This window comes from Micromonospora sp. RTP1Z1 (genome assembly GCF_033804685.1).
Taxonomy (GTDB): domain Bacteria; phylum Actinomycetota; class Actinomycetes; order Mycobacteriales; family Micromonosporaceae; genus Micromonospora.
The window spans coordinates 1-14409 of the sequence record NZ_JAPFQV010000102.1 but is presented as its reverse complement, the minus strand read 5'-3'; the positions used below and the strand labels follow the sequence as shown (position 1 = coordinate 14409).

Genomic DNA, 14409 nt, shown 5'->3' with positions numbered 1-14409 from the left:
GCCGCCTTCTTCGCCGGCGCCTTGGCGGCCTTCTGCGCGGAGCGGGCGGCCGAGATCGGGGTCGGCTCGGCGGCCTTACCCGCGGCGGGCTCTTCGCCGCGCGCCGCCCGGGCCCGCTCGACCGAGGCCTTCAGGGCGGCCATCAGGTCGACCGCGGCGGCCGGCGCCGCCTCCACCTCCTCCGGCTGGACCACCTCGCGACCCTCGACCTTCGCGTCGATGACCTCCTGCAGCGCCGCCCGGTAGTCGTCGGTGAAGACGTCCGGCTGGAACTCCCCGGCCATCGAGTCGATCAACGAGCTGGCCATCGCCAGCTCCGGCGGCCGGACCTTGAGGTCCTCGTCCAGGAAACCGAAGTCCGGGGTACGCACCTCGTCCGGCCAGAGCATCGTGTTGAGCAGCAGCACGCCCTCGCGTACCCGGAGGGTGGCGAGCTGTTCGTGCTGGCGCAGCGCCACCTTCACGATCGCCACCCGCTCCGAGTCGGCCAGCGCGTCCCGCAGCAGCACGTACGGCTTGGTCGCCGTCCCCTCCGGTTCGAGGAAGTACGCCTTGTTGTAGAGGATCGGGTCGACCTGCTCGGCGGGGACGAACTCCAACACGTCGATCGCGCGCGAGCTGGTCAGCGGCAGCTCGGCGAAGTCCTCGTCGGTGAGGATGACCATCTCGCCGCCGCCGATGTCGTACCCCTTGGCGATGTCGTCGTAGGTGACCTCCTCACCGCAGACCGAGCAGGTGCGCTTGTAGCGGATGCGACCGCCGTCGTCCCGGTGCACCTGGTGGAACCGGATGTCCTTCTCCTCGGTGGCCGAGTAGAGCTTCACCCCGATCGACACCAGCCCGAACGACACCGCTCCTTTCCAGATCGCCCTCATGCCGCGCTCCTCTCCCGGTTCTGACAAGAATCGCAAACGATCGAACGGGACGCACGCTCTTCCGGGCGCAACTACAGTCAGAAGGTGCCCGGCGCGCCGTTGAAGCCGATGCTCGCGATGACCGGGCCGCTCCCGGCCGGTGCCGGCTGGGCGTACGAGTTCAAGTGGGACGGCGTCCGCGCGCTCGCCGACATCACCGCCACTGCCACCCGGCAACACCTGTACGCCCGCTCCGGCGTGGAGATCACCGCCGCCTACCCCGAGCTGATCACCCTGGCCGACCAGGTCGACGACGCGCTGCTCGACGGCGAGGTGGTCCTGCTCAACCAGGCCGGGCAGCCCTCGTTCACCGCGCTGGCCGAGCGGATGCACGTGCGGGATCCGGCGAAGGCGGCCCGCCTGGCGGCGTCCGCCCCGGTGACGTACATGATCTTCGACCTGCTCCGGCTGCGGGGCGCGGACCTGACCGGCTGGTCGTACTCCCGGCGGCGGGCGGCGTTGGACGACCTGGCGCTGGGCGCGGCGCGGTGGGCGGTCCCGCCGACCTTTCCGGATGGCCCGGCCACCTACGAGGCGGCCGGCGAGCACGGCCTGGAGGGGGTGATGGCCAAGCGGGTCGACTCGGTCTACCGGCCCGGGGTGCGCTCGCCGGACTGGCTGAAGGTCAAGCTGGAGGTCACCGGCGACTTCGTGGTGGGCGGCTGGCGGCCCGGCGCCCGCAAGATCGGTGGGCTGCTGATCGGGGTGCCCCGGCCGGACGGCCGGCTCACCTACCGGGGCCGGGTCGGCGGCGGGATCGGCGCGGCCCTGGAACGGGAGCTGCTGCGTGAGCTGGAGCCGCTGCGCACGGCGGTGGCGCCGTTCGCCGGGGACGTGCCGCGGGAGGATGTCCGGGGCGCGATCTGGGTAACACCGCAGGTTGTGGTGGAGGTGAAGTACGGCCAGCGCACCCCCGACGGGCGGCTGCGCTTCCCCCGGATCCTGCGCCTGCGCCCCGACAAGCCGCCGGAGGAGGTCGAGGATGCCAGCTGACCGGTTGAAGGTGGACGTCGAGGGACGTGCGCTGGAACTGTCCAACCTGGACAAGGTGCTCTATCCGGAGGTCGGCTTCACCAAGGGCGAGGTGATCGACTACTACACCCGGATCGCCGCGGCGCTGCTGCCGCACCTGACCGACCGGCCGCTCACAAGGATCCGCTTCCCCAACGGCGTGGGGGAGAAGTCCTTCTTCGAGAAGAACAAGCCCGCCGCCACCCCCGCCTGGGTACGCACCGAGACGCTGCCCGCGCCCGGGTCGACCAAGGGCCGGGAGACCATCGACTACGTGGTCGCCGACGACCTGCCCACCCTGGTCTGGCTGGCCAACCTCGCCGCCCTGGAGCTGCACACGCCGCAGTGGAAGATCGGCGAGCACCCGGACATGATGGTGGTTGACCTGGACCCGGGCGCGCCGGCGGCGCTGAAGCAGTGCTGCGAGGTGGCGCTGCTGATGCGGGACCGGCTGGCGGCGGACGGTGTCGAGTCGTACCCGAAGACGTCGGGCAAGAAGGGCATGCAGCTCTGCTGCCCGATCGCCGGTACGCAGTCCTCCGATGTCGTCTCGGACTACGCCAAGCGGATCGCCCAGGAGCTGGAGCGGGCGCACCCGAAGCTGATCGTGTCGAAGATGGCGAAGAACCTGCGGCCGGGGAAGATCTTCATCGACTGGAGTCAGAACAACGCGGCGAAGACGACCGTGGCGCCGTACTCGCTGCGGGCCCAGTCGGTGCCGTCCGTATCGACGCCGCTGACCTGGGACGAGGTCTCCGCAGGAGCGGCGGGGAAGCGGCCGTCGGCTCGCCCCTACCTGGCCGACGAGGTGCTCAAGCGGGTGGAGAAGTCGGGCGATCTCCTCGCCCCACTCCTCAACGGCGGCCCCAAGCTGCCGACGTGACCCCCCAAGGGCGAGCTGGCCGTAGCACGAGCACAGGGAGCAGCCGATGAAGGAACCCTCCGCTGGCACCGGGGCGACGACATCGTTCGACGACGTGAAGCAGGTCGGCGCAGGCGTCCTGAACATCGGATACGTCGACGCTGGTCCGTCGGACGGTGCCGTGGTGGTCCTGCTGCACGGCTGGCCGTACGACATTCACAGCTTCGTCGACGTCGTTTCCCTGCTGACGGACGCCGGCTACCGGGTGCTCGTGCCGCACCTGCGCGGCTACGGCACGACGCGATTCCGGTCCGACGAAGCCATGCGAGTTGGTCAGCCCGCGGTCTTCGCCGTCGATGTCGTCGCACTCATGGACGCCCTGAAGGTGGAGAAGGCGACGCTGGCCGGGTTCGACTGGGGCGCCCGCACGGCCGACATCGTGGCCGCGCTGTGGCCCGAGCGCTGCCACGGTCTGGTCTCAGTGAGCGGCTATCTGATCGCCAGCCAGGAGTCGGGCCGGAACCCGTTGCCCCCGCTGGCAGAGCTTTCCTGGTGGTACCAGTTCTACTTCGCCACGGAACGCGGCCGGGAAGGGTACGAGAAGAACCGACACGACTTCGCCAAGCTCATCTGGCGGACGGCTTCCCCGAAGTGGAAGTTCGACGACGCGACATTCGACCGCAGCGCGGCGTCGTTGAACAACCCGGACCACGCCAGCATCGTGATCCACAACTACCGGTGGCGGCTCGGCCTTGCCGAAGGCGAGCCACAGTAGGACGAGCTGGAAGGAGAGCTTGCGAAGAATCCGCGCATCACGGTGCCCACCATCACCCTCGAAGGGGATGCCAATGGCGCGCCACACCTGGATCCCAGCGTCTACGCCAAGCAGTTCTCCGGCCAGTACGAACACCGGACTATCGGCGGCGGTGTCGGGCACAATCCGCCACAGGAGGCGCCGCAGGCCTTCGCCGAAGCGGTGATGCAGGTCGCGGGTCGCCGCTGACGACTGATCGTCGAGGCAGCGGCAAGGCGTCGCCGTGGGCTATCCTCCGCCGGAACAACACACGGGGGTGCCTTGTGGTGATGCTGCAACGTGTCGGCCTCGCGGCCGTGGCCGGTACGGCTCTGCTCCTGGCGGCGTGCGCCGGCCAGGACACCCCGTCGTCGCCCGGCGCCGCGCCCGCCACCACCGCAGCGGCCTCCCCGGCCGCGAAGCCCGCCGCGTCCCCGACTGCCAAACAGGTGACGCTGCCGGACAGGTACGACCCGAAGCGGAACCCGGCCACCGACCTGAAGGCCGCGCTGGCGCTGGCCAAGGCGGACGGCAAGGCGGTGCTGATCGACTTCGGCGCGGACTGGTGCCCGGACTGCCACGTGCTGCACAAGCTGCTCCAGTCTGAGGAGACGAAGCCGCTGCTGGAGCGGAACTACCACCTGCTGGCGGTGGACGTCGGCGAGTTCGACCACAACCTGAAGTTCACCGCGAAGTACGTCGACCTGAAGCGCAGCGGCATCCCCGCCCTGGTGGTGTTGACCGCTGAGGGCAAGGTCAGGGTGGCCACGAACGACGGCTCCTTCGCCAACGCCCGCGACATGGACAGCGAGCAGGTCAACGCCTTCCTGACCAAGTGGGCGCCGAAGCAGTGACCGGCCGGACCCTCGTCCTGCTGGCCACGCTCGCGGGGGCGCTGCTCGCCGGCGGTTGCGGCCGCTCGGCCCATCCGGTGGACCCGAGCGAACGCAGCGGGCGGCTGGCGGCCGGCGGCGTGACGGTCGAGGCGACCCTCACCGACGGGCAGCTCCGGACGACGTTCCGCCCGGAGCGTCCCGGCTTCCACCTCTACAGCCTGGACCTGCCGGCGGACGGGGTGCAGGGGCTCGGCATCCCGACGGTCGTCACCGTTCGTGGTGACCTCGAGGCGACCGGAGCCCCGAGCGTCGACGCCCCGGTCCGCACTCTCCGCCTGGCGGAGCTCGGCGTCGAACTCCCCGTCTACCCGGACGGCCCGGTCACCGTCACGCTGCCGGTCCGCTCCACAGGAGACGGTCCGGCGGAGGTGGTCGTCACGTACGGCGCATGCAGTCCGAGCACCTGCCTCCCGCCCGTCCGCGAGCGGGCTGTCCCGCTGCACTGAGGCGACCGCGACACGCGGCCCGCGTCGAGGGTGAGCGAACTCACCGACGGCTGAGCCACCGGGCGCCGCGGGAGCAGGGCCACATCGGCGGTACGGCAGCAGGGCCGCGCCGGGGGAGCGAGGAAACCGCGTTGACAGGGTCGGTGGGTGGGACGCCTACTGGTGCGCCGGAGCAGGACGACGAAGGATCTACGGTGGACCGGACGTACCCGGGCGTGGACGCCCTCACCTGGAAGGAATTCGGCGAGGAGCACCTCGCCGGGTTGACTGAGCTGACCGAGGCGTGCCTGGCCGCCGACGGCGGGCTGCCGTTGTTCGCTCGCCCACCGCTGCTGCGAGCGCGACTGCTCCAGACCCGTACCCTCGGCGCCTGGCACGACGGCGCGCTGGTCGCGGCCGTCGGCGTCGGCACCGACCGCCGGCCGGCCACCAGCACAGGCCTGGTACATCCGGCGTGGCGCGGGCGGGGCCTCGGCGACCGGCTGCTGAACTGGGCGGACGAGCAGGCCGGCGACGCGGACCTGCTGCTGACCACCGAGTCGTGGAGCGCCGACGCGGACGCCCTGTTCGCCGCGCGCGGCTTCGACCAGACCTTCCTGGAGTGGGTGCTGCGGCACGACCTCGACGCGCTCCCCGACGTGGCTGCGCCGGACGGAGTACGGACCGAACCGATCACCTGGGAGATCGGCCCCGAACTGTTCGAGACCTACCGTGCGTCGTTCGCCGACCGGCCCGGCTTCGTGGAGCCGGACGCTGACGAGTGGCTGGGCGAGCTGCGGGAGGACGACGAATACCGGCCGGACCTGTCGATCATCGCCCGAGGTCCCGACGGCGCCGCCGTGGGCTTCCTCAACGTCATCGACAACTGGGTCGACCAGGTGGGCGTCGTCCCCGGCTGGCGGCACCGCCGGCTCGGGGCGTACCTGGTGGCAAGCGCGCTGCGGGCACTGGCCGCCGACGGCGCCGGCGAGGCGTGGCTCTGCGTGAACGACAACAACCCGGCCGCCGGGCTGTACCGGCGGCTCGGCTTCCGCGACGCCGGCCGCCGCGCCCGCTACCTGCGCCGCCGCCCGTGACCGCCGCCGAGCGGGACGACCATTCCGCGCTCGCCCGCTGGGCGGCCGGCTGCCTGCCCGCACACCTGCGCCCGGTCGTCTTCACCGACGGCTGAGCCACGGCGCGCCGCCGGCCGCGCGGTCATCGGCTTCCGGCGGGTGGCGCTCTCATTGAAAGAGCCTGCCGGGCCTTCTGGAGCGGCTCGGCTTGGTGATCACGGAGTCTTTGCGCCTGCGGCGCACCATGATCGAGTTTGTCTTCTTCTTCAACCCTTTGAGGATTCTGTCCTTCATCGCATGCCTCTCTTCTCGCGTGCCTCGGATCGGAGATGGCGATTCCGCCCCCAAACAACGGGCCGGCGTGGCGGCGCCGCAGGGGTCTACCCGGCCTGATCCTCCGCGTTTCGCAGCCCGCGTACCCGACGGGACAGCAGTCATTCACCAGCGTCGGCCTACGCCCCGTCGACGACTCACCCACGTGACGGAAATGACCGGGTCCGTCGAGGCCGAGCGGCCTGGCAGCACGACCACCTGCCCGCACACCTGCGCCCGGTCGTCTTCACCGGCGGTTGAGCCACGGCGCGCGCCGCGAGCAGGGCACGCTGTGGTCCACCGGCAGCGCACACCGCCCGCCGCCGCCCAGTGGCCGGTCGCAGAAGACCCAGTGGCGTACGCCCTGCTGGTCCTCGGCCGAGACGGTCACCCCGCCCGGCTCGACGCGTGCGCTGAGCCGGGCCAGCACACGGGCGGCGGTACGGGCGAAGATCCGGGCCCGGAGCAGGTCGGGCGCGGTGACCGGCAGGTGGATCACCCAGCGGTCGGTCATCGGTAGCGGTGGTTCGCCGACTGGGCGCTCTGCCAGGCGCGCAGGGCGTTCTTGATCCGTACGTTCTCCTCCTGCACCGCGACCAGGGCGGTCTGAGCGACCGTGAGTTCGTCGGCCACCCGGTGCAGGAAGGCGCGGATCTCGACGGGGTCGAGGCCGTGCCGGCGGACGTTGAAGCACCGATCGCGGATCTGCCAGGGCCGGAGCGGAAGCCGGCCCTGGAGTGGGCCGGCGTTTTCCGTCGGACGTCGTTGGTCGTGTCGGCTCGCCAGCCGACGGATCAGGTTGCGCACGGGTGACCGCCCATCGTCGGATCGCGTCGAAGTGGAGGGGGCGGTCTCCGCCGCTTGCGCTCGGCGGAGACCGCCCCGCCCTGCCACCGCAGCCTTGATCGGCGGTACGACAGCAGGGCCGCGCCGGGGGAGCGCGGAGGGTGAGGTCTCGGCGGCGATGCGAGACCGGTACGAGAGGCGCCAACCGACCGCAGCAGCACCGCATCACCGAGAGCGACGCTACCGATACCTCTCACCTCTGTCAACGCTCTCTTACCTGTCGAATCTGCCTGATGCGCTGCCTGCTGCTTCCCTTTCAGTTGTTGCCGCTCTTTCACCTGGTGCTCGATACTGGGAGGGCCAACCGACTGCAAGGGGCCTCCACGTGCCGATTCCGCCAACCATGGACGAGTTGATCAAGGATCTGCTGAAGCGGATCGAGGTGGGCGAGTTCCAACCCGGGTCGCAGATACCGTCCACCCAGGAACTGGCTGATCACTACGACCTGTCGCTCTCGACGATTCACCGAGCGGTGGCGACGCTGCGAGAGCAGGGTGTGCTGGTCGGCCGCCCGGGTCGCGGCGTCTTCGTCGCGGAATCCCCTCGGGGCTGACCAGTCTGGCAGGCGGCCAAGCGCTTCGTTGTCCGGGCGCACGATTTCCATCCTGGCGACGCAAAGCCAGCCCTGAACTCTTCGTCCCGAACGCGGGCACGCGGCACCATCACTTGTCAGCCGTTGTCGTCCGGTGCTGCTGGGCGTGGCCATCATGCTGATCAGCGGCGGGCATCGTCAGCGGCTGCCGGCGGTTTCGATGCCTCCGTGCTGCCTCGGGGCCAAGGGGCAGTGCCGTCGGTCGGTTGGAACGCAGGTGGCACAGCGACGTCCTACTATGGCCGAGCATCGCCAGCGTCAACGAGCCTCTGGGACGGACATTGCGCAACTTCACGTGGGAGGAGTGGGCCGGACCTATCGAGAAGGCGGCGGTAACCGCTCTCGGCCAACCCGTGCTGTCGTGGGCTGTTGGTGGTCGAACCCTGGATGATCGGCGCGTCGAGGTATTCGCCGAGCTGGTGCAGCTGGTCGATGTAGGCGCCGATCACCAGCACCTGGTCGCCGCGGTGCCGGTCGACCAGAGCCTTCACCACCGGGAGCTTCGTCCGGGCGGTCGCCGCCATCCGGTAGCGCTCCTCGGACTCCGCCGTCGCGTACGACATCCGCTCCGCGTCGGTCAGTGTCACCCGTACCTCGGTGCACTCGGCCGGGGCGTCGTACCGCTTGGGGCCGATCAGGCTGAACACGTCGCCCTCCCGGCCGTCCTCCCGAACCAGGGTCGCGGTCAGCCCTAGCCGGCGGCGGGCCTGAAGGTCCGCGGTGAAGAGGGGCTGGTTGAAGGTCACCAAGGTGAGCGCCCGGCCCAGGATCGGATGATCCTGGGCCGAGCCGGATTCGTCTGCGCGTCAGTCGAACGCGGCGGCGAACATGCCGGGCTGATACGAACCACCCCGCTGGTGCACGATCACGGCGAGCCGGTTGGCTGCGTTGATCAGGGCGACCAGGGAGATCAGCGCGGCGATCTGGTCGTCGTCGTAGTGCTTGCGTACCTGGGCCCAGGTCTCGTCGGACACGCCCTGGTAGGCGTCGGCGAGCCGGGTGCCCTCTTCGGCGAGCGCCAGCGCGGCCTGCTCGGCCTCGGTGAAGACGGTGGACTCGCGCCAAGCGGCGACCAGGTGGAGCCGGACCGCGGTCTCGCCGGCGGCTGCGGCCTCCTTGGTGTGCATGTCGATGCACCAACCGCAGCCGTTGATCTGGCTGGCCCGCAGCGACACCAGCTCCTGCGTGGACTTTGGCAGCGGCGACTGCTGGATTACCATGCCGGCGTTGGCGAACCGCTTGAAGAACTTCATGGCGATCTCGTTGTCGAACATGTTGAATCGGGCGTCCATGGTTCCGTCCTTCACTCGTGGTGTTCGGTGGACGAACATGGGATGCCGGCGATCGGGTCCCTGTGACGTCGCGGCCAGGTGACGGCCGCCACAGCAGGAGGTGTCACACCACGGCGGGATCCGGCATCTGGTGGGTGACACAGTCGAGAGCGAACGGGAGTCACCCATGGTGGGCACGCCGCAGACCGCAGCCGACGATCGAGGCCGGGGCATCGACCGTGACGACCGCCCGGATCCGGCCACCGAGGCGTTCCTCGCCCATCGCAACCTGCTGTTCACCGTCGCGTACGAGATGCTCGGTTCGGCCGCCGACGCGGAGGACGTCCTCCAGGAGACGTGGTTGCGGTGGGCGGGCGTCGATCTCGGCACGGTGCGGGATCAGCGTGCCTACCTGGTCCGGATCACCACCCGCCAGGCTCTCGCCCGGCTGCGTACGCTCGGCCGCCGCAAAGAGTCCTACGTCGGCTCCTGGCTGCCCGAGCCGCTGCTCACCGCGCCCGACGTGGCCGAGGACGTCGCGTTGGCCGACAGCGTCTCGATGGCGATGCTGCTGGTGCTGGAGACGCTCGCACCGACCGAACGGGCGGTGTTCGTGCTGCGGGAGGTGTTCGACGTCGGGTACGACGAGATCGCCGAAGCCGTCGACAAGAGCCCGGCCGCGGTCCGCCAGATCGCACACCGGGCACGGGCGCACGTCGCGGCGCGTCGGCCGCGCCGGGTCGTCTCAGCGACCGAGACCCGGTACGCGCTCGATGCGTTCCAACGAGCGGTCGAGACCGGCGATCTGCAGAGCCTGCTCGACATCCTCGCGCCAGAAGTCGTCCTTCTCGGCGACGGTGGCGGAGTCAAGCAGGCCGTCCTGCGGCCCATCGTGGGGGCCGACAAGGTCGCACGCCTGCTGGCCGGCGGCTGGGGCCGGGTCGCCGACATCTCGTCGCTGCGGCCGGCGCAGGTCAATGGCTACCCGGCGCTGATCCTCCAGCTCGACGGCGAGCTCGACACCGTCTTGGCCGTGCGCATCGACGACGGCCTCATCACTGGCCTCTACGCGGTGCGCAATCCCGAGAAGCTGTCGCACATGGAGCGGGAGACCGTCCTGAGCCGCTGAGCCGGCGGGACCGAGCGGCCGGCCGATTCGTTGACGACATCAAGTTGGTAGGGAGCGAGACAGGCCTCCGCTCCTCGCGACATCGCACCGGAGCCTGGCCGGCCGCCCCCGGCCGCCTGCGTCGGGCCGCGTGTCAGTCGACCGTCGGCAGCTTCGGGCCAAGCACGTCGTCGGCGTCCGCGATCGACGGCATCTGCGGCAGGCGTGGCGAAATTGGTACCGCATGCAGTACCATTTTCTCGTGCCGTCCATAGCCAAGCTCGTTGAAGCGATGCGAAGCAACCAGCAGAACGTCGCCTATAACGATCTCTACGGCGTGTGCGAGCACTACTTTGGAAAGCCCCGGCAGGCCGGTACCTCCCACGCGGTGTTCAAGATGCCCTGGGCGGGCGACCCACGCGTCAACATCCAGAACGACAAGGGCAAGGCCAAGGCCTACCAGGTCCGGCAGGTGCTCAAGGCGATCGACAAGAAGGAGGCCATGTGATGCACCCCGAAGCCCGTCCCGAGATCACCCACTACACCTACCGCGTCACCTGGTCCGCCGAGGATGACGAGTTCGTCGCCACCTGCGTCGAGTTCCCGTCGCTCTCCTGGCTTGCGCCGTCGCAGATCGGCGCCCTCCAAGGGCTTGAGGATCTGGTGCGTGAGGTGATCGGGGACATGGCGGTGCAGGGTGAGCCGGTGCCACAGCCGTTCGCTGACCGCAGCTACTCGGGCAAGTTCAATCTCCGCGTCGGCGAGAGCCTGCACCGCGAACTCGCCATGCGGGCCGCTGAGGACGGGATGAGCCTCAACCAGTACGTGCTGGGGAAGCTCCGAGCCGCCTGACCAGGCCGTTCAGTCCACGCTCGGCAGCTTCGGCCCCAGCACGTCGTCGGCGTCGATGATCGTGTACGCGTACCCCTGCTCGGCGAGGAAGCGCTGGCGGTGGGCGGCGTACTCGGTGTCGATGGTGTCCCGGGAGACCACCGTGTAGAAGTGCGCCTGCCGTCGATCGGCCTTGGGTCGCAGCACCCGGCCGAGACGCTGCGCCTCCTCCTGCCGGGAGCCGAAGGTGCCGGAGACCTGGATCGCCACCGCCGCCTCGGGCAGGTCGATGGAGAAGTTGCCGACCTTGGAAAGGACCAGGGTGCGCAGCTCACCCGAGCGGAACGCGTCGAAGAGCCGCTCGCGCTCCTTGTTGGTGGTCGAACCCTGGATGATCGGCGCGTCGAGGTATTCGCCGAGCTGGTGCAGCTGGTCGATGTAGGCGCCAATCACCAGCACCTGGTCGCCGCGGTGCCGGTCGACCAGGGCCTTCACCACCGGGAGCTTCGTCCGGGCGGTCGCCGCCATCCGGTACCGCTCCTCGGACTCCGCCGTCGCGTACGACATCCGCTCCGCGTCGGTCAGCGTCACCCGTACCTCGGTGCACTCGGCCGGGGCGATCCAGCCCTGCGACTCGATGTCCTTCCACGGCGCGTCGTACCGCTTGGGGCCGATCAGGCTGAAGACGTCGCCCTCGCGGCCGTCCTCGCGGACCAGCGTCGCCGTCAGCCCTAGCCGGCGGCGGGCCTGTAGGTCCGCGGTGAACCGGAAGATCGGCGCGGGCAGCAGGTGGACCTCGTCGTAGATGACCAGGCCCCAGTCGCGGGCCCCGAACAGGTCCAGGTGGGTGAACATGCCGCCGCGCCGCGAAGTGAGCACCTGGTACGTGGCGATGGTGACCGGGCGGATCTCCTTGCGCTCGCCCGAGTACTCGCCGATCTCCTCCTCGGTCAGCGAGGTGCGCGCGATCAGCTCCCGCTTCCACTGCCGGCCGGCGACCGTGTTGGTGACCAGGATCAGGGTCGTCGCCTTCGCCTCAGCCATCGCCGCCGCCCCGACCAGCGTCTTGCCCGCGCCGCAGGGGAGGACCACCACGCCCGACCCGCCGGCCCAGAACGCTTCCACGGCCTCCCGCTGGTACGACCGCAGGGTCCACGGCTTACGGCCGTCCTTGCCGGCCTCGGCCAGCTCGATCGGGTGCGCCTCGCCGTCGACGTACCCGGCCAGGTCCTCCGCCGGCCAGCCGAGCTTGAGCAGCGCCTGCTTGAGCCGGCCCCGCTCCGACGGGTGCACCTGGATCGTGTCGTCGTCGATCTTGTCGCCGAGCATGCCGGCGAGCTTCTTGCTCTTGGCGACCTCGATCAGCACCAGCCGGTCCAGCGCCCGCAGCACCAGGCCGTACGCCGGGTCGTTGGCGAGCTGGAGCCGGCCGTACCGGTCCATCGTCTCGGCCACGTCGACCAGCAGCCCGTGCGGGACGGGGTAGCGGGAGTACTTGATCAGCGAGTCCACCACGCCCTCGGCGTCGTGACCGGCGGCCCGGGCGTTCCACAGCCCCAGCGGGGTCAGCCGATAGGTGTGCACGTGCTCGGGGGAGCGCTCCAACTCGGCGAAGGGCGCGATCACCATCCGGCAGGCCTGCGCGTCCGGGTGGTCGATCTCCAGCAGCAGGGTCTTGTCCGACTGCACGATCAGTGGTCCACCGCTCACGCCAGTGTCCTCTCCATTGCCGAATTTCCGCGCCCGCCGACCGGCTGACCTGCCGAAGGCCGACCATCCAGTGTTGCACGCGGGCAGGTGTCCGGAAATAGTCACGGCCGGCAGGCAACGTGACGCTCTTCCCGCACGTCTAGAGAGCGGGACAACTGGCCAGGGGAGGGCGCATGCAGCGTGTCCGGTTTATCGCTCGGGCCGTCGCCCTGGCAGCGGTCCTGCTGGTCGGCGTCGGTGCGTGCGCGCTCGATCCGCAGGGCGACGGGACCGGCGCTGCCGCGCCGGCCCCCGTCGGCGTGACGGAACGGGAATCGGGGGCGAGCGCGACGCCCACGCCGGACCGGACCACCGGTCGTCCGACTCCGCAGCCGAGCCGGACGACCACGCCGAAGCCGAGCCGGACGCCGAAGCCGAGCGCCACGCCGCGACCCACCGGCCCGTCGGTGACGTACACCGGCTGCCCGCAGGGGGATCGGCAGCGGGACGTGGAGACGTACCTGGCCCGGCTGGGCGGGTTCGGCACGGTGACCGTGGACGGGAAGCAGTCCGCCGCCGACTGCGCCGCGATCAAGCGGTTCCAGCGCCGGTACGGCATCAGCCCGGCCGAGGGCCGCGCCGGCCGCACCACGTCCGACGTGGCGCGCCGGCTCGCCACCACCGACGTACGCCGCTGCCGGGCCGGCTCCGGGCTGACCTTCTGCGTCGACCTGACCCGGCAGACGGTCTGGGCGATGCGCAACGGCACGGTGGTGCTGGGGCCCACCGTCACCCGGACCGGCATGGCCGGGTACCCGACCACCGCCGGCACCTACCGGGTCGGGGGCCGCAACCTGAAGGAGTGGTCCAACCCGTACGAGGTCTGGCTGCCGTACTGGCAGCAGTTCAACGGCGGGATGGGCTTCCACGAGACCACCACGTACCTGCACAACGGCGCGATCGGCTCGCACGGCTGCGTCAACCTGCTGCACGCCGACGCCGTCCGGCTCTGGGAGCTGGGCCGGCTCGGCACCCGGGTGGTCCTCTTCGGCCGCCGGCCCGGCACCTGAGCCGGATCGGGGTTTCTCCCCTGTCACCGCCGCCCCCCGAGTGACACGCTGAAGGTCGGAGGCGGCGGGACGGGGAGGCGACAGATGACGGTCGACCACGACGCGATCCCCGACGAGGGTCGGGCGCCGGCCCACGAGGTCACCAGGGCCGCCCTGGTCGGCTACGCGACCGCCGCGGTCGGCCTGGTCGGCTGGTTCCTCTTCGGGCTGCTGGTGCAGCGCCAGGGCTTCATCGACTCGGTCGGCGAGTCGGCGGGCGCCGGGTTCGCGCTGCTGCTGGCCGTCTCGGTGGTCGGCACGCTCCGGCGCAACGGACGCTGACCGGTCGCCTCAGTCCTCCAGCACCGCCGCGGTGATCCGGTGCAGCGCGAAGGTGTGCAGCATCTCCGTCCGATCGTCCTCGGCGCGCAGGTAGCCCGCCCCGATCGACACCGGCCGGACCAGCCGGGACGCGGTCGCCCCGTGCGCGTCGACGTAACCCACCCAGACCAGCGCCTTGTCGCGGACCGCCTGCTGAAGCACGGCGAGCGCGTCGCTGTGCCCGGGCGCGGGCGCCGGCCCGGTGCCGGCCGCGCCGGCGCGGACCACCGCCGGGGCCCGCCGGGCCGCCCGCGCCGCCGCCTCGCCGCGCCGGATCTGCTCCACCACGCCGAGCAGCCGGGGCAGGGGCAGTTTCGGGGCCGCCAGCGGGTCGAGGGTCCGGGTCGACACCG

At 70.6% G+C, this 14409-nt stretch carries 18 protein-coding genes and 2 pseudogenes; 13 read left to right on the top strand and 7 right to left on the bottom strand.

Annotated features, from left to right (window positions below):
• A partial coding sequence (locus SLP03_RS30450) for a Ku protein (RefSeq protein ID WP_319464090.1) occupies positions 1 to 875 on the bottom strand: 875 nt, incomplete at its 3' end.
• Positions 876 to 959: 84 nt separating this feature from the next.
• Between SLP03_RS30450 and ligD (SLP03_RS30445) the strand changes: the two genes are divergently transcribed.
• The 7 genes from ligD (SLP03_RS30445) (at position 960) to SLP03_RS30415 (ending at position 5998) form a co-directional block, all read left to right on the top strand.
• Positions 960 to 1907 (top strand): non-homologous end-joining DNA ligase, encoded by a 948-nt coding sequence (ligD, locus tag SLP03_RS30445; protein ID WP_319464089.1) that lies wholly within the window; start codon positions 960 to 962, stop codon positions 1905 to 1907.
• Positions 1897 to 2808 carry a non-homologous end-joining DNA ligase gene (gene ligD, locus SLP03_RS30440; RefSeq protein ID WP_319464088.1) on the top strand — a complete coding sequence of 304 codons (912 nt, stop codon included), beginning with the start codon at positions 1897 to 1899 and terminating at the stop codon, positions 2806 to 2808. The genes ligD (SLP03_RS30445) and ligD (SLP03_RS30440) overlap by 11 nt, the downstream gene beginning before the upstream one ends.
• A 46-nt stretch (positions 2809 to 2854) precedes the next feature.
• On the top strand, positions 2855 to 3562 hold the full coding sequence (locus SLP03_RS30435; RefSeq protein WP_319464087.1) for an alpha/beta hydrolase: 708 nt from the start codon (positions 2855 to 2857) through the stop codon (positions 3560 to 3562).
• A 42-nt stretch (positions 3563 to 3604) separates the two neighbouring features.
• Entirely contained in the window at positions 3605 to 3790 is a 186-nt protein-coding gene (locus SLP03_RS30430) for a hypothetical protein (RefSeq protein WP_319464086.1), read from the top strand.
• Between the two features lie 80 nt (positions 3791 to 3870).
• Entirely contained in the window at positions 3871 to 4434 is a 564-nt protein-coding gene (locus SLP03_RS30425; RefSeq protein ID WP_319464093.1) for a thioredoxin family protein, read from the top strand.
• Positions 4416 to 4922 (top strand): protein-disulfide reductase DsbD domain-containing protein, encoded by a 507-nt coding sequence (locus SLP03_RS30420; protein ID WP_319464085.1) that lies wholly within the window; start codon positions 4416 to 4418, stop codon positions 4920 to 4922. Before SLP03_RS30425 ends, SLP03_RS30420 begins: the two co-directional genes overlap by 19 nt.
• 194 nt (positions 4923 to 5116) lie before the next feature.
• Positions 5117 to 5998, top strand: a complete 882-nt coding sequence (locus tag SLP03_RS30415) for a GNAT family N-acetyltransferase (protein WP_319464084.1) — start codon at positions 5117 to 5119, stop codon at positions 5996 to 5998.
• Positions 5999 to 6536: 538 nt separating this feature from the next.
• On the opposite strand, the gene SLP03_RS30410 is transcribed toward SLP03_RS30415, so the two are convergent.
• Entirely contained in the window at positions 6537 to 6803 is a 267-nt protein-coding gene (locus SLP03_RS30410) for a hypothetical protein (RefSeq protein ID WP_319464083.1), read from the bottom strand.
• Positions 6800 to 7096, bottom strand: coding sequence for a DivIVA domain-containing protein (locus SLP03_RS30405; protein WP_408630975.1), 297 nt, complete (start codon positions 7094 to 7096; stop codon positions 6800 to 6802). The genes SLP03_RS30410 and SLP03_RS30405 overlap by 4 nt, the downstream gene beginning before the upstream one ends.
• Positions 7097 to 7460: 364 nt before the next feature.
• Here SLP03_RS30405 and SLP03_RS30400 point away from each other — a divergent pair, with 364 nt between their 5' ends.
• Positions 7461 to 7688 carry a winged helix-turn-helix domain-containing protein gene (locus tag SLP03_RS30400; RefSeq protein WP_319464082.1) on the top strand — a complete coding sequence of 76 codons (228 nt, stop codon included), beginning with the start codon at positions 7461 to 7463 and terminating at the stop codon, positions 7686 to 7688.
• A gap of 395 nt (positions 7689 to 8083) precedes the next feature.
• Here the strand turns inward: SLP03_RS30400 and SLP03_RS30395 are convergent.
• Positions 8084 to 8452 (bottom strand): annotated as a pseudogene (locus SLP03_RS30395) (DEAD/DEAH box helicase); the annotation flags it as partial.
• Positions 8453 to 8533: 81 nt separating this feature from the next.
• Entirely contained in the window at positions 8534 to 9019 is a 486-nt protein-coding gene (locus SLP03_RS30390) for a carboxymuconolactone decarboxylase family protein (RefSeq protein WP_319464081.1), read from the bottom strand.
• Positions 9020 to 9149: 130 nt separating this feature from the next.
• Between SLP03_RS30390 and SLP03_RS30385 the strand changes: the two genes are divergently transcribed.
• The 3 genes from SLP03_RS30385 to SLP03_RS30375 all read left to right on the top strand — a co-directional run bounded on the left by SLP03_RS30385 (position 9150) and on the right by SLP03_RS30375 (position 10958).
• Positions 9150 to 10127, top strand: coding sequence for an RNA polymerase sigma-70 factor (locus SLP03_RS30385; RefSeq protein WP_319464080.1), 978 nt, complete (start codon positions 9150 to 9152; stop codon positions 10125 to 10127).
• Positions 10128 to 10257: 130 nt separating this feature from the next.
• Positions 10258 to 10614, top strand: coding sequence for a hypothetical protein (locus tag SLP03_RS30380; protein ID WP_319464079.1), 357 nt, complete (start codon positions 10258 to 10260; stop codon positions 10612 to 10614).
• Positions 10614 to 10958, top strand: coding sequence for a type II toxin-antitoxin system HicB family antitoxin (locus SLP03_RS30375; protein WP_319464091.1), 345 nt, complete (start codon positions 10614 to 10616; stop codon positions 10956 to 10958). Before SLP03_RS30380 ends, SLP03_RS30375 begins: the two co-directional genes overlap by 1 nt.
• Positions 10959 to 10967: 9 nt before the next feature.
• Here SLP03_RS30375 and SLP03_RS30370 read toward each other — a convergent pair whose 3' ends face one another.
• Positions 10968 to 12647: a DNA repair helicase XPB gene (locus SLP03_RS30370; RefSeq protein WP_319464078.1), complete on the bottom strand. Its 1680-nt coding sequence runs from the start codon at positions 12645 to 12647 to the stop codon at positions 10968 to 10970.
• Positions 12648 to 12820: 173 nt separating this feature from the next.
• On the opposite strand from SLP03_RS30370, the gene SLP03_RS30365 reads away from it, so the two are divergent.
• Both SLP03_RS30365 and SLP03_RS30360 read left to right on the top strand, forming a co-directional pair.
• Positions 12821 to 13696: a L,D-transpeptidase family protein gene (locus SLP03_RS30365; protein WP_319464077.1), complete on the top strand. Its 876-nt coding sequence runs from the start codon at positions 12821 to 12823 to the stop codon at positions 13694 to 13696.
• A gap of 84 nt (positions 13697 to 13780) precedes the next feature.
• Positions 13781 to 14017, top strand: a complete 237-nt coding sequence (locus SLP03_RS30360) for a hypothetical protein (protein ID WP_319464076.1) — start codon at positions 13781 to 13783, stop codon at positions 14015 to 14017.
• Between the two features lie 9 nt (positions 14018 to 14026).
• Here SLP03_RS30360 and SLP03_RS30355 read toward each other — a convergent pair.
• Positions 14027 to 14409: pseudogene (locus SLP03_RS30355) on the bottom strand (hypothetical protein); the annotation flags it as partial.

What these genes read in the sequence shown, in the direction of transcription:
- SLP03_RS30365 (WP_319464077.1), top strand. Translation starts at nt 12,821, where the DNA reads ATGCAGCGTGTCCGGTTTATCGCTCGGGCCGTCGCCCTGGCAGCGGTC.
- SLP03_RS30435 (WP_319464087.1), top strand. Translation starts at nt 2,855, where the DNA reads ATGAAGGAACCCTCCGCTGGCACCGGGGCGACGACATCGTTCGACGAC.
- SLP03_RS30425 (WP_319464093.1), top strand. Translation starts at nt 3,871, where the DNA reads ATGCTGCAACGTGTCGGCCTCGCGGCCGTGGCCGGTACGGCTCTGCTC.
- SLP03_RS30390 (WP_319464081.1), bottom strand. Translation starts at nt 9,019, where the DNA reads ATGGACGCCCGATTCAACATGTTCGACAACGAGATCGCCATGAAGTTC.
- ligD (WP_319464088.1), top strand. Translation starts at nt 1,897, where the DNA reads ATGCCAGCTGACCGGTTGAAGGTGGACGTCGAGGGACGTGCGCTGGAA.
- SLP03_RS30410 (WP_319464083.1), bottom strand. Translation starts at nt 6,803, where the DNA reads ATGACCGACCGCTGGGTGATCCACCTGCCGGTCACCGCGCCCGACCTG.
- SLP03_RS30375 (WP_319464091.1), top strand. Translation starts at nt 10,614, where the DNA reads ATGCACCCCGAAGCCCGTCCCGAGATCACCCACTACACCTACCGCGTC.
- SLP03_RS30360 (WP_319464076.1), top strand. Translation starts at nt 13,781, where the DNA reads ATGACGGTCGACCACGACGCGATCCCCGACGAGGGTCGGGCGCCGGCC.